This window comes from Streptomyces sp. NPDC031466, assembly GCF_055581265.1.
The window spans coordinates 23013-38286 of the sequence record NZ_JBVIJT010000003.1 but is presented as its reverse complement, the minus strand read 5'-3'; the positions used below and the strand labels follow the sequence as shown (position 1 = coordinate 38286).

At 69.8% G+C, this 15274-nt stretch carries 2 protein-coding genes; both read right to left on the bottom strand.

The features are described 5' to 3' along the window. Positions 1 to 12: 12 nt before the first annotated feature. A complete protein-coding gene (locus ACZ5GP_RS06385) occupies positions 13 to 4869 on the bottom strand; it encodes a type I polyketide synthase (protein ID WP_468750139.1) in 4857 nt (1618 codons plus the stop codon). Positions 4870 to 4967: 98 nt separating this feature from the next. Beyond that, positions 4968 to 15248, bottom strand: a complete 10281-nt coding sequence (locus ACZ5GP_RS06380) for a type I polyketide synthase (protein WP_468749699.1) — start codon at positions 15246 to 15248, stop codon at positions 4968 to 4970. Between the last annotated feature and the right edge of the window lie 26 nt (positions 15249 to 15274).

The following is a 15274-nucleotide window of genomic DNA, read 5'->3' as shown; positions in this document are numbered from 1 at the left end:
ATGTCAGGCACTTCAGGAATCAGTACTGTCAAACGCCATGCGAAGCAGGCTTTCAGCGTCCATGGAATCGATGGAGTCGATGGTCTCCTCATTGCCTTCGTCCACAGCCACGCCAACCTCTTCGTGGAAATCGGCCAATTGCAGCAAGACTTCCATCAATCCTGCGTCCCGAAGCTTAACCAGGGGTATCGACGCCAATGCTTCCCGAATGCGGACCTCCTGAGGCCGCAATTCGGCCTCGTCGCCCCCCGCGGGGAAGAGCTGGTCCCGAAGGGCGTCCACGAGGGCCGTGGGGGTGGGGTAGTCGAAGACCAACGTGGCGGGCAGGGTCAGGCTGGTCGCCGCCTGGAGACGGTTGCGGAGCTCGACGGCGGTCAGCGAGTCGAAGCCGAGCTCCTTGAACGCCCGACCGGCAGCAACCGCGTCAGTGCCGGCGTGCCCCAGCACCGCGGCGACCTGCGTACGTACCAGTTCGAGCAGCGCCCTGTCCCGTTCGGCCGGGCTGAGGTCGGCCAGCTTCTCGCGGAGCGCGGCAGCGGTGTCCGCCTCCATGCCCGGCGTGTCGCGGACTGCCGCTTCCAGGATCTTGCGGACCTCGGGGATGTCGCTGATCAGCGGTGCCGTACGCACTGCCGTGAACGCCGGCGCGAACCGTTCCCAGTCCACGTCCGCCACCGCGACACCGCCCTCGTTACGGTCGAGCACCCCGCCCAACACGGCGATCGCGTCGTCCGGAGCCATCGACGCGAGTCCGCCGCGCTGCATCCGTACTTCGCCCATACCGTCCACGGCCATACCGCCGTCGGCCCAGGGTCCCCAGGCCACGGACGTGCCCGGCAGCCCCAGCACACGACGCTGCTCCACCAACGCGTCGAGGAACACGTTCGCAGCCGCGTAGTTGCCCTGACCCGCCCCACCAACAGCCCCGGCAAGGGACGAGAACAGCACAAACGCCGAGAGATCAAGGTCCTTGGTCAACTCGTGCAGATGCAGCGCGGCATCGGCCTTGGCGCGCAGGACGCTCACGAACCGCTCGGGGGTCAAGGACTCGATGACACCGTCGTCCAGCACACCGGCGGCGTGGATCACCGTCGTCAACGGATACTCCGCAGGCACCGAAGCCAACAGCTCAGCCACTGCAACCCGGTCAGAGACATCGCACGCGGCGATCGTCACCTTCACTCCAAGCCCCAGCAACTCCGACTCCAGCTCCTTCGCACCCGGAGCATCAGGGCCACGGCGACTGGTCAGTACGAGATGCTCGACACCACGCGACACCAGCCAGCGGGCGACATGCCCGCCCAGCGCACCCGTACCACCGGTGATCAGGGCCGTGCCACTAGCCCGCCACTCCTGGCCAACACCACGGCCACCAGCCCGCACCAGACGACGACCGAAAACACCGGCCGAGCGGACCGCGACCTGATCCTCACCACCGGCACCGGCACCGGCCAGCACACCGGCCAGACGGTCCGCGACACGCTCGTCGAGCGTCTCGGGGAGATCCACCAGACCGCCCCAACGCTCCGGATGCTCCAGACCCACCACCCGGCCAAGCCCCCACACCTGCGCCTGCACCACACTCACCAGCGACTCAGACTCACCCACCGAAACCGCACCACGCGTCACCGCCCACAGCGGCGCCTCCACCCCCACATCCCCCAACGCCTGCACCAACACCAACGTGCCCGCCAACCCCACAGGGACACCCTCACGCACAGCCTCATCCAACGCCACCAGCGACAACACACCACTCACGGCCCCGCCGGCCGCCTCGGATATGGCCTGCGCCAGACGCGAACGATCACCATCCATCTCCACGACCAGACGTCGAACCTCGGCGCCCCGGCTCTCCAGCCCGCGCGCCGTCTGCTCAACCCACGGCTCACCGGCCACACCCGCGGGAACCGCCAGCAGCCATGTCCCCGACAGCACCGCCGACGACTCAACCGGCACCGGCTTCCAACCGATGCGATAACGCCAGCCATCCAACCGAGACCGCTCCTGCCGCTGCCGCCGCCACGACGACAACGCAGGCAACACCGCACGCAACGACTCATCACCAGAAACATCCAGCGTCGAAGCAAGCGACTCCAAATCCCCCCGCTCCACCGCCTCCCAGAACCGCGCCTCCACCTCATCGACTGACCCCCCAGCCGACGCCGGAGCCTCCAACCAGAACCGCTCACGCTGGAAGGCATACGTCGGCAAGTCGACACGAGACGCGCCAGCGCCCTCGAAGACCCGAGCCCACTCCACGGCCATGCCCTGCACCCAGACCTGCGCCAAGCCCGACAACAGGCTCTCGGCTTCGGACCGACCGGACCGCAACACCGGCACGAAAACCCCATCGGTGACGGATTCCGCGCCCATGGCGCTCAGCACACCATCAGGACCCAATTCGAGGAACGTCGAAATGCCCTGCTCGGCGAGCGCGGCCACGCCATCACCGAAACGCACAGCCTGACGGACATGCCGCACCCAATACTCAGCCGAACCCAGCTCGCCAGAAGCAAGCTTCCCGGTCACATTCGAGACGACCGGAATACGCGGCGCCGCGTAGGTCAAGGACTCGGCAACCGCACGGAAGTCGTCCAGCATCGCGTCCATACGCGGCGAATGGAACGCATGCGAGACATCAAGACGCTTGGTCTTACGACCCTGGCCGCGCAGCACCTCCGCAACAGCAAGGGCAGCGTCCTCGTCACCGGAGACAACCACCGAACTGGGCCCATTGACCGCGGCGATGCCGATCCGGTCCCCATACTCGGCGAGGAGAGGCGCGACTTCATCTTCGGTGGCCTGCACGGCGATCATCGCCCCGCCGGCGGGCAGTGCCTGCATCAACCGGCCACGAGCCGCCACCAGTCGAACCGCGTCCTCCAACGAGAACACCCCGGCCACATGAGCCGCCGTTATCTCACCGATGGAATGCCCACCTACGAACTCGGGCACCACACCCCAGGATTCGACCAGCCGGAACAGTGCCACCTCGACCGCGAACAAACCGGCCTGCGTGAACACCGTCTGACCCAGCAGACCCCCATCCCCGAACACCACCTCACGAAGCGACCGCTCCACATGCCCGGCCAGCTCCAGGTCCAGCAGCCCGCACACCTGGTCAAAAGCTTCCGCGAACACCGGATACAGGCCGTACAACTCACGACCCATCCCCACCCGCTGACTGCCCTGACCCGAGAACAACACCGCCAACCGACCAGAACCCACACCCTGACCGACGACAACGCCAGGAGCCGACTCACCCCGCGCCAACGCACCCAACCCGACCCGCAGAGCATCCCGATCACCGACCACCACAGCCCGCTGCTCGAAAGCAGAGCGCGCCGACGCCAACGACCAGCCCACATCCACCGGCGACAACCCAGCATCGCCCTCAACACGCGACAACAGCCGGGCCGCCTGACCCCGCAACGCACCCACACCACGCCCCGACACCACCCACGGCACCACCGGAAGCGTCACCGACGGCCCCTCGGGCTCGTCCGACTCCAGCGCGCTCGCAGGCGCCTGCTCGATGATGACGTGCGCGTTCGTGCCGCTCACGCCGAACGACGACACACCCGCCCGCCGCGGCCGGTCACTCTCCGGCCACTCCCGCTGCTCGGTCAGCAGCTCAACCGCACCCGCCGACCAGTCCACCTGTTGTGAAGGCTCATCCACATGCAGCGTCCGCGGCAACACCCCATGCCGCATCGCCAACACCATCTTCATCACACCCGCCACACCCGCAGCAGCCTGCGCATGACCGATGTTCGACTTCAACGAACCCAACCACAACGGCCGCCCCACCGGCCGATCCTGACCGTACGTCGCCAACAACGCCTGCGCCTCGATCGGGTCACCCAACGTCGTACCCGTACCATGCGCCTCCACCGCATCCACATCGGCCGACGACAGACCAGCACTGGCCAACGCCTGGCGGATCACCCGCTGCTGGGCCGGGCCGTTCGGGGCGGTCAGGCCGCTGCTCGCGCCGTCCTGGTTGACCGCGCTGCCCCGGATGACCGCGAGCACCGGGTGCCCATGGCGGCGGGCGTCAGAGAGCCGCTCGAGCAGCAACATGCCCGCGCCCTCGGCCCAGCCGGCGCCGTCGGCCGCGTCGGAGAAGGACTTGCAGCGACCGTCCGCGGCAAGGCCACGCTGGCGACTGAACTCCACGAACGCCATCGGGGACGACATCACCGTGACACCGCCGGCCAGTGCGAGGGCGCACTCTCCACGGCGCAGGGCGTGCGCCGCCAGGTGCAGCGCCACCAGCGAGGACGAACACGCCGTGTCGACCGTGACCGCCGGGCCCTCGAGACCCAGGGTGTAGGCGATACGGCCGGAGGCGACGCTGCCCGCGCTGCCGTTGCCCAGGTAACCCTCGAAGCCTTCTGGGGCGGCCTGCAGCCGGGACACGTAGTCGCTGTACATCACGCCGGCGAAGACGCCCGCCTTTGAACCACGTACGGAGGATGGGGCGATGCCTGCGTGTTCGAACGCCTCCCACGAGGTCTCCAGCAGCAGGCGTTGCTGCGGATCCATCGCGAGCGCCTCGCGTGGCGAGATCCCGAAGAACCCGGGGTCGAACTCGGCGGCGTCGTACAGGAAGCCGCCCTCACGCACGTAACTCTTGCCCTGCCGGTCCGGGTCCGGGTCGTAGAGGTTCTCGACGTCCCAGCCGCGGTCCATCGGAAAGTCGGAAACGGCGTCGGTGCCGGCGGCCACCAGGTCCCAGAGTTCCTCGGGCGAGCCCACGCCTCCCGGATAGCGGCAGCCCATGCCCACGATCGCGATGGGCTCGGACTCCTTGGCTTCCATTTCCTCCAGCCGCCGACGGGTCTGGCGGAGGTCGGTGGTCGCCAATTTGAGATAGGTGCGAAGCTTCTCCTCGCTGGCCATCCGGGATCAGCTCCTCACGGTAACGGCGAATACGGCGGTGTGCACGGTCACGCTCATGTGGTTCAGGACTTCCTCAGCTCGTTCTCGAGAGCGCTGAACAGCTCTTCATCTGTCGCCTCGTCGAAATCGCCGTCTTCATCGAGATCGCTCGTCGTTCCCTCGGTGTCGCCCAGCTTCGCCAGGAGGGCCTTCATACGGACCATGACTTCGACTCGCTTGTCGTCGTCGGCGGCGACGGCGGAGAGCACCGACTCCAGCCGGTCGAATTCCTCGACCAGCGAGGTCCCGGTCTCGACTCCGTCCAGACGGATTTCGGTGCGCAGCAGTCCGGCGAGCGCGGTGGGCGTCGGGTAGTCGAAGACCAGGGTCGCGGGCAGTCGCAGCCCGGTGGCGGCGTTCAGGCGGTTGCGGAGCTCGACCGCGGTCAGCGAGTCGAATCCGACCTCGAGGAAGCCCCGCCCGGGTTCCACCGCGTCGTGTGTGGCGAATCCGAGCACAGCCGCGGCCTGCGCGCGCACCAGGTCCAGCAGTGCGCGTTCCCGTTCGGCGTCGGAGAGGCCCGCGAGCCGCTGCTTGAGCATGGAGTCATCGGCCGCCGATCCCGCTTCCGCCGTGCGCCGCGCAGGTACGCGGATCAGACCGCGCATCATCACGGGGACGGCGTCGGCGGTGACCGGGCGCCGCAGCGCGGCGGCTTCGAGCTGCATGGGCAGCAGCAGTGCCTCGTCGATGCCCTGGGCCGTGTCGAAGAGTTCCAGGCCCTTCTCGGTGCGCAGCGGGGTCATGCCGCCGCGCGCCATGCGCTGGATGTCGGCGTCGGTGAGGTCGCCGGTCATACCGCTGCTCTGCGCCCAGAAGCCCCAACCGAGCGAGACGGCGGGCAGGCCCTGAGCCCTGCGGTGGTGCGCGAGGGCGTCGCCGAACACGTTCGCCGCGGCGTAGTTTCCCTGCCCGGGACTGCCGAAGGTGGCGGCGGCCGAGGAGAAGAAGACGAACGCCGAGAGGTCCAGGTCGCGCGTCAGCTCGTGCAGGTGAACCAGCGCGTCGATCTTGGGGCGCAGCACCTGGTCGACGCGTTCCGGGGTCAGCGAGGAGATCACTCCGTCGTGGAGCACACCGGCGGTGTGCACGACGCCGGTCAGCGGGTGCTCCGCCGGTACGGAGGCGAGGAGTTCGGCCAGCGCCGCACGGTCGGCCACGTCGCACGCCGCCACCGTGGCCTCCGCCCCGAGCTCGGCGAGCTGTGCCACCAGCTCGTCGGCCCCCTGGGCGGCGGGTCCGCTCCTGCTCACCAGCAGCATTCGGCGCACGCCGTGCTCGGCGACCAGGTGCTTGGCGAACACGCCGCCCAGCGTCCCGGTCGCACCCGTGATCAGTACCGTGCCTGAGCCGAACGCGCCCGCTCCGGTTTCCGTGCCCGCCTCGTCGGTCCGGGCAGGGATCGGGACCCGCGCCAGTCGCGGCACCCGTACCTCGCCCGCGCGCAGCGCCACCTGCGACTCGTCCTGGGCTACCGCCCACGCCACCGCCGCGGGCAGAGCCTGCCACGACGGCTCCGAGTCGTCGGTGTCCAGGAGGACGAAGCGGCCGGGGTTCTCCGACTCCGCCGAGCGCAGCAGACCCCACACCGGGGCCGCCGCGAGGTCCTGTACGTCCTCGCCCGTGCCCGTGGACACCGCGCCCCGTGTCACCACGACCAGCCGCGACTCGGCGAACCGCTCGTCAGCGGCCAGCCACTCCTGCGCCAGGGTGAGTGCTTGGTGCACCGCGTCGCGCGCGGCGTCAGCCGTGGCACCCGGGGTGGCGTCGATCCGAGGCGCGCAGCTGAGCAGGACCACCTCTGGACCGGGCTCGCCCTCCGCGAGGCTGTCGCCGAGCGAGGCCAGGTCCTCGTACGGCTTGGCCGAGACGCGTGTGCCGCTCAGCGCGGCCGCCAGGCCGAGGCGGTCGTCGCCTACGAGGGCCCACCGGTCGGTGGCCGGGGCGAAGGCGTCACCGGAGACCGGCCGGTTGATCCACTCGATGTGGAAGAGCGATTCGTGCTGACCGCCTTGGGCGACGCCGAGCTGCTGCGGGTCGACCGGGCGCAGCACGAGGGACTCGGCCTTGGCCACCGGGGCGCCAGTGCCGTCGGCGACCGCCACGGTCATCGCGTCCGTGCCGGCGGGCGTCAGGGACACCCGTAGCACCGCGGCGCCCGCGGCGTACAGGGACACCCCGCGCCAGGCGAACGGCAGCCGCGCCCTGGGCGCTTCGGCTCCGTCGCCGCCTGCCCTTTGGGAGTCGACCATGCCGAGCCCGACGGCGTGCAGCGCCGAGTCGAGCAGGGCCGGGTGAACACCGAAGCGGGCGGCGTCGGACTGGTGGTCCTCGTGGAGCACGACCTCGGCGAAGATCTCCTCACCACGCCGCCAGGCCGCGCGCAGCCCCTGGAAGACCGGTCCGTAGCCGTGCCCGACCTCGGTCAGCGCCTCGTACAGCCCCTCGGTGGCCACGGCGGTCGCGCCCGCGGGGGGCCACGCCGCCAGGTTCCACGAGGCGGCGGGCGCGCCGACCGCCAGCACTCCGGTGGCGTGGCACGTCCAGGGCTCGCCGGCGGCCTCCTCGTCGCGCCGCGAGTAGACGCTCAGGGTGCGACGGCCGGTCTCGTCCGGTTCGGCGACCGTGAGCCGCAGCTGCATGCCGCCGCGCTCGGGAAGGATCAGCGGGGCCTGGAGCGTCAGTTCCTCGACCACGTCGCAGCCGACCTCGTCGCCCGCGCGGATGGCCAGTTCCACGAACGCGGTGCCGGGCAGCAGCACGGTGCCGCCCACCGCGTGATCGGCGAGCCAGGGGTGCGTACGCAGCGACAACAAGCCCGTGAACACGACGCCTTCGGAGTCCGGCAGCTCCACGGCGGCGCTGAGCAACGGGTGCTCCGCGGAGCTGATCCCGAGGCCCGAGGCCGCGCCCGCGCCGACCGTGGCGCCGGCGGTGTCCAACCAGTAGCGCTTGCGCTGGAAGGCGTAGGTGGGCAGGTCCACCCGCGAAGGCCGGGCCTCCTCGAAGGCCTGTGTCCAATCGACAGTCACGCCCTGGACGTAGGCCTCGGCGAGGGAGGTCAGGAAGCGGTCGAGACCGCCTTCGTCACGCCGCAGCGAGCCGAGCGCCACTGTGCCGTCCGCGCCACGCGCCTCGGCGGTCTCCTGCACTCCGACCACCAGGACCGGGTGCGCGGACACCTCGATGAAGACCGCGTCACCTGCCTCCAGAACGGTGCCGATGGTCTCCTCGAAACGAACCGTGTGCCGCAGGTTGCGGTACCAGTACGCGCCATCCATACCAGCGGTGTCGATGACTTCACCCGTCACCGTGGAGTAGAGCGGGACCTGGGCCGACGTCGGCTCGATCCCCGCCAGCAGCCCTGCCAGCTCGTCCTCGATGCGCTCGACGTGCGAAGTGTGCGACGCGTAATCCACCGGAACCTTGCGCGCCCGGACATCCTGGGCCTGGCACTGGGCCAGCAACTCATCAAGCGCCTCGCCCTCACCGGCAACCACCACCGACGCCGGCCCGTTCACCGCCGCGACCTCGATCCGGCCGCCGAACGCCTCAAGCCGAGACTCCACCTCCGCCAACGGCAACGCCACCGACATCATCCCGCCAAGCCCCGCCAGTCCACGGGCAATCGCCTGCGAACGCAGCGCCACCACCTTCACCGCATCCCGCAACGACAACGCACCCACCACATACGCGGCCGCGATCTCGCCCTGCGAATGCCCCACCACCGCAGCCGGCTCAACACCGTACGAACGCCACAACGCGGCCAGCGACACCATCACCGCGAACGACACCGGCTGAACCACATCCACCCGCTCCAACGAGGGGGCACCATCCGCCTGCCGCACCACCGACTCAAGATCCCAGTCGACAAACTCCGCCAGCGCCCGCCCGCACTCAGCGAACCGGTCGGCGAACACCGGCGCGCGGTCCAGCAGCTCGACCGCCATTCCGGCCCACTGTGAACCCTGACCCGGGAAGACGAACACGGGCCTGCCACCCGCGGACCCCAGGCCGGAGGCAGGCGTCTCGACCACGCCCGCGGCCGTGGCGCCCTGCGCCACCGCGCGAAGCCCGGACACCAGCGCGTCCTGGCTCTCACCCACCACCACCGCACGGTGCTCGAACTCCGCCCGCCCGGACACCAATGACCAGCCCACATCCACCGGTGACAACTCACCATGCGCCTCGACGTGCGACAACAGACGCTCCGCCTGCCCCCGCAACGCCTGCGCACCACGACCCGACACCACCCACGGCACCACCGAGGAAGCCACACCCGACTCCACCGGCTCCGCCGGCTCCTCGACCACCACCGGCGCCTGCTCCAGGATGACGTGCGCGTTCGTGCCGCTCACACCGAACGAGGACACCCCCGCACGACGCGGCCGGTCACTCTCCGGCCAGGCCCGCTGCTCGGTCAGCAGCTCGACCGCGCCCGCCGACCAGTCCACCTTCGGTGACGGCTGGTCCACGTGCAGGGTCCGGGGCAGGGCCCCGTGCCGCATCGCCAACACCATCTTGATCACGCCGGCGACGCCGGAAGCCGCTTGGGTGTGGCCGATGTTGGACTTCAGCGAGCCCAGCAGCAGCGGCCGCCCCTCGGGGCGATCCTGACCGTACGTGGCGAGCAGTGCCTGCGCCTCGATCGGGTCGCCCAGTGTCGTACCCGTACCGTGCGCCTCCACCGCGTCCACATCGGCGGCCGTCAGCCGCGCGTTCGCGAGCGCCTGGCGGATCACCCGCTGCTGCGACGGACCGTTCGGCGCCGTCAACCCATTCGACGCACCATCCTGATTCACCGCAGAACCACGCACCACCGCCAGCACCGGGTGGCCGTTACGGCGGGCGTCCGACAACCGCTCCAGCAGCACCATCGACGCACCCTCACCCCAGCCCGCGCCATCGGCTGCCGCCGCGAAGGACTTGCAGCGGCCGTCGGGCGACAGGGCGCCCTGGCGGCTGAACTCCACGAACGCGGCCGGGGTCGACATCACCACCACGCCACCGGCGAGCGCGAGCGAGCACTCGCCCTGCCGCAGCGCCTGCACGGCGAGGTGCAGCGCCACCAACGACGACGAACAGGCCGTGTCGACCGTGACCGCCGGGCCTTCGAGGCCGAAGGTGTAGGACAGACGCCCGGACATCACGCTCGCCGTGGCCGCCGTGGCCAGATACCCTTCGGCGGCTTCCATGGCCTCGGTCAGCAGCAACGTGTAGTCCTGGCCGTTGGTCCCGGCGAAGACACCCGTCCGGCTGCCGCGGACCGACGTGGGGTCGATGTCGGCGCGTTCGAAGACCTCCCATACGGTCTCCAGCAGCAGGCGTTGCTGCGGGTCCATGACCAGGGCCTCACGCGGCGAGATCCCGAAGAACGCCGGGTCGAACTCAGCGGCCCCGTGCAGGAAGCCGCCCTCCCGCACGTACGAGGTACCGGGCCGCTGAAGGTCCGGGTCGTACAGGCCATCGAGATCCCAGCCGCGGTTGGCCGGGAAGTCCGAGATCGCGTCGGTGCCCGAGGCCACCAGGTCCCAGAGCCCTTCCGGGCTGTCGACTCCCCCGGGGAAGCGGCAGCTCATGGCCACGATGGCGATGGGGTCGTCCTCCGCGGCCCCCGCCACGGACGAGAAGTCGGCCGCCTCGTCCTCCGCGTCGCCCACGACCTCCGAACGCAGGTACTGAGCGAGCGCGGCGGGGGTGGGGTAGTCGAAGACCAGCGTGGCGGGCAGCGTCAGCTCAGTGGCGGCCTGGAGGCGGTTGCGGAGTTCGACCGCGATCAGCGAGTCGAAGCCCTGTTCCTGGAAGGCCCGGCTCCCCGCCACGGCCTCCATGTTCGGGTAGCCGAGCACCGCCGCGACCTGGCCGCGGACCAGGTCGAGCAGCTTCTTGTCCTGTTCTGCGGGGGAGAGTCCAGCGAGTTGCCCCCGCAGGCCGGAGGCGGCCTCGGACTCCGCGGTCGCGGCGCCGGCCGCGTCCAGTACGCGGCGGGCCTCCGGGACATCGCCGATCAGCGGGGCGGGCCGGACCGTGGTGAAGGTGGGGGCGAACCGCTCCCAGTCCACGTCAGCGACCACGGCACAGCCGTCGCCTCGGACCAGCAGCTGACCGAGGGCCGTCACCGCGTCGGAGGGCGCCAGCGCGACCATCCCACCACGCTGCCGACGCTCCTCGCCCGCCTTCTCGGCGGCGATTCCGGCCTCGGCCCAGGGTCCCCACGCGACGGACGTGCCCGGCAGACCGAGTGCACGGCGCTGCTGCACGAGCGCGTCGAGGAAGGCGTTGGCGGCGGCGAAGTTGCCCTGGCCAGGATTGCCCACAACCCCGGTGAAGGAGGAGAACACGACGAACGCGGAGAGGTCGAGGTCCTTCGTGAGTTCGTGCAGGTTGAGCGCGGTGTCGGCCTTGGCGCGCAGGACGCCCGTGAAGCGCTCGGGGGTCAGGGACTCGATGACTCCGTCGTCCAGCACACCGGCGGCGTGGATCACGGTCGTCAGCGGATACGCGGCGGGGATCGAGGCCAGCAGCTGCCCGAGCGCGGCCCGGTCGGCCACATCACAAGCAGCAACGGTGACCTTCGCCCCCAGGGCCTCCAGCTCACCGACCAGGTCACAAGCGCCGGGGGCGTCCAGGCCACGGCGGCTGGTCAGTACGAGGTGCTCGGCACCGTTACGGGCCAGCCAGCGGGCGACATGCCCGCCCAGCGCGCCCGTACCACCGGTGATCAGGGCCGTGCCACTGGTCCGCCACTCCTGGCCAACACCACGGCCACCAGCCCGCACCAGACGACGACCAAAGACACCGGCCGAGCGGACCGCGACCTGATCCTCACCACCAATACCCGCCAACACGCCCGCCAGCCGGTCCACGACACGCTCATCCAGCGTCTCGGGCAGATCCACCAGACCGCCCCAACGCTCCGGATGCTCCAGACCCACCACCCGGCCAAGCCCCCACACCTGGGCCTGCACCGCACTCACCAACGCCTCAGACCCACCCACCGAAACCGCACCACGCGTCACCACCCACAACGGCGCCTCCACCCCCACGTCACCCAACGCCTGCACCAACACCAGCGAACCCGCCAACCCCACAGGAACACCGTCACGCACGGCCTCGTCCAGCGCCACCAGCGACAGAACACCACTCGCAGAAGCGCCGGCCGCCGCCTCGGATATGGACTGCGCGAGCCGCGTCCGGTCTGCGGCAGGCTCCACCATCAGACGCAATACCTCGGCACCCCGGCCCTCCAGCCCGCGCACCGTCTCCTCAACCCACGGCTCACCGGCCACACCCGCGGGAACCGCCAGCAGCCATGTCCCCGACAACACCGCCGACGACTCAACCGGCACCGGCTTCCAACCGATGCGATAACGCCAGCCATCCAACCGAGACCGCTCCTGCCGCTGCCGCCGCCACAACGACAACGCAGGCAACACCGCACGCAACGACTCATCACCAGAAACATCCAGCGTCGAAGCAAGCGACTCCAGATCCCCCCGCTCCACCGCCTCCCAGAACCGCGCCTCCACCTCATCCACACCAACCACCCCAGCCGACACCGGAGCCTCCAACCAGAACCGCTCACGCTGGAAGGCATACGTCGGCAAATCCACCCGCGACGCACCCGTACCAGCGAAGAACGCAGCCCAGTCCACGGCCACGCCCTGCACCCAGACCTGCGCCAAGCCCGACAGCAGGCTCTGCGCCTCAGGTCGCTCTGCCCTCAGTACCGGAACGAAAAGGCCCTCATCAATGATGTCGGCACCCATGGCGCTCAGCACGCCGTCGGGGCCCAGTTCGAGGAACGTCGAGATGCCCTGCTCGGCAAGGACGGTCACGCCATCCGCGAAGCGCACAGCCTGACGGACATGGCGGACCCAGTACTCGGCCGAACCCAGCTCGTCGGACGTGGCCAGCTTCCCGGTCACGTTCGAGACGACGGGGATGCGGGGCGCCGCGTAGACCAGGCTTTCGGCGACGGTACGGAAGTCGTCCAGCATCGGGTCCATACGCGGCGAGTGGAACGCATGCGACACCTCAAGACGCTTCGTCTTACGCCCCTGACCGCGCAGCACCTCCGCAACAGCAAGGGCAGCATCCTCGTCGCCGGAGAGGACTACCGAGCTAGGCCCATTGATCGCGGCGATGCCGATCCGGTCCCCATACTCAGCGAGGAGAGACGTGACCTCCTCTTCAGTGGCCTGCACGGCGATCATCGCCCCGCCGGCGGGCAGTGCCTGCATCAGCCGGCCACGAGCCGCCACCAGCCGCACCGCGTCCTCCAGCGAGAACACCCCGGCCACATGAGCCGCCGCGACCTCACCGATGGAATGCCCACCTACGAACTCGGGCACCACACCCCAGGATTCGACCAGCCGGAACAGCGCCACCTCAACCGCGAACAGACCAGCCTGCGTGAACACCGTCTGACCCAGCAGACCCGCATCCCCGAACACCACCTCACGAACCGACCGCCCCACATGCCCGGCCAGCTCCTGATCCAGCAACCCGCATACCTGGTCAAACACGTCCGCGAACACCGGGTACTGGCCGTACAGCTCGCGGCCCATTCCGACCCGCTGGCTGCCCTGACCCGAGAACAACACCGCCAACCGACCAGAACCCACACCCTCATCCGGCCCCCTCACCACACCCGGCGCATCCTCACCCCGCGCCAACGCACCCAACCCAGCCAGCAGAGCACCCCGGCCGTCGCCCAGCACCACAGCACGGTGCTCGAAAGCAGAACGCCCCGACGCCAGCGACCACCCCACATCCACCGGCGACAACCCACCATCACGCTCCACACGAGACACCAAACGCCCCGCCTGACCCCGCAACGCACCCACACCACGCCCCGACACCACCCACGGCACCACCGCAGGCACCACCGACGCCTCCGCCGGCTCCTCGACCACCACCGGCGCCTGTTCCAGGATGACGTGCGCGTTCGTACCGCTCACACCGAACGCCGACACGCCCGCCCGACGCGCCTGACCCGTCTCAGGCCACGGCTGCTGCTCAGCGAGCAACTGGACGGTGCCGACCGACCAGTCCACCTTCCGCGTCGGCTCATCCACGTGCAGCGTGCGGGGCAGCACGCCGTGCCGCATCGCCAGCACCATCTTGATCACACCGGCGACTCCGGAAGCCGCTTGGGTGTGGCCGATGTTGGACTTCAGCGAACCCAGCCACAGCGGTCGCCCCTCCGGCCGCTCCTTGCCGTATGTGGCAAGGAGCGCGTCGGCCTCGATCGGGTCACCGAGCGTCGTGCCCGTGCCGTGTGCCTCCACCGCGTCCACATCGGCGGCCGTCAGCCGCGCGTTCGCGAGCGCCTGGCGGATCACCCGCTGCTGCGACGGACCATTCGGCGCCGTCAGGCCATTCGACGCGCCGTCCTGGTTCACCGCCGAGCCCCGCACGACCGCGAGCACCGCGTGGCCGTTCTTGCGGGCATCGGACAGCCGCTCGAGGAGCAGCATGCCCGCGCCCTCGCCCCAGCCCGTACCGTCCGCGCCGTCCGCGAACGACTTGCAGCGACCATCCGCCGCGAGCCCCCGCTGACGGCTGAACTCCTCGAACGCCGTCGGGGTGGACATGACCGTGACGCCACCGGCGAGGGCGAGCGAGCACTCGCCCTGCCGGAGCGCCTGGACGGCCTGGTGCAGCGCGACCAGCGAGGACGAGCACGCCGTGTCGACCGTCACCGCCGGGCCTTCGAGGCCCAGGAAGTAGGAGAGCCGTCCGGAGAGTACGGCGCCGGAGCTGCCGGTCAGCATGTGGCCCTGGACGTCCTCGGGGAGGGTACCGAGTGCGGAGCCGTAGCCGGAGGGCGTGCCGCCGACGAAGACACCGGCCTTAGTGCCCTTGAGTGAGGTCGGGTTGATTCCGGCGCGCTCGACCACCTCCCACGTCGTTTCGAGCAACAGCCGCTGCTGCGGGTCCATGGCCAGGGCCTCGCGCGGCGAGATCCCGAAGAAGGCCGGGTCGAACCGGTCGGCGTCGTGGACGAATCCGCCTTCGCGTGCGTAGCTGGTGCCCGCCGCGTCGGGGTCCGACCCGTACAGCTCGTCGAAGTTCCAACCCCGGCCCTCGGGGAATCCGGAGACCGCGTCACCGCCGCTGGACAGCAGTTTCCACAGGTCCTCCGGACTTCCCACACCACCCGGGTACCGGCAGCTCATGGCGACGATCGCGATTGGCTCCCGCTCTCCCGCTTCCCGCTCCTGAAGACGCTTGCGCGTCTCGTGCAGGTCAGCCGTAACCCACTTGAGGTATTCGCGGAGCTTTTCTTCGTTCGCCATTTCAGCCTTTGCCTGTTTCGGTGATT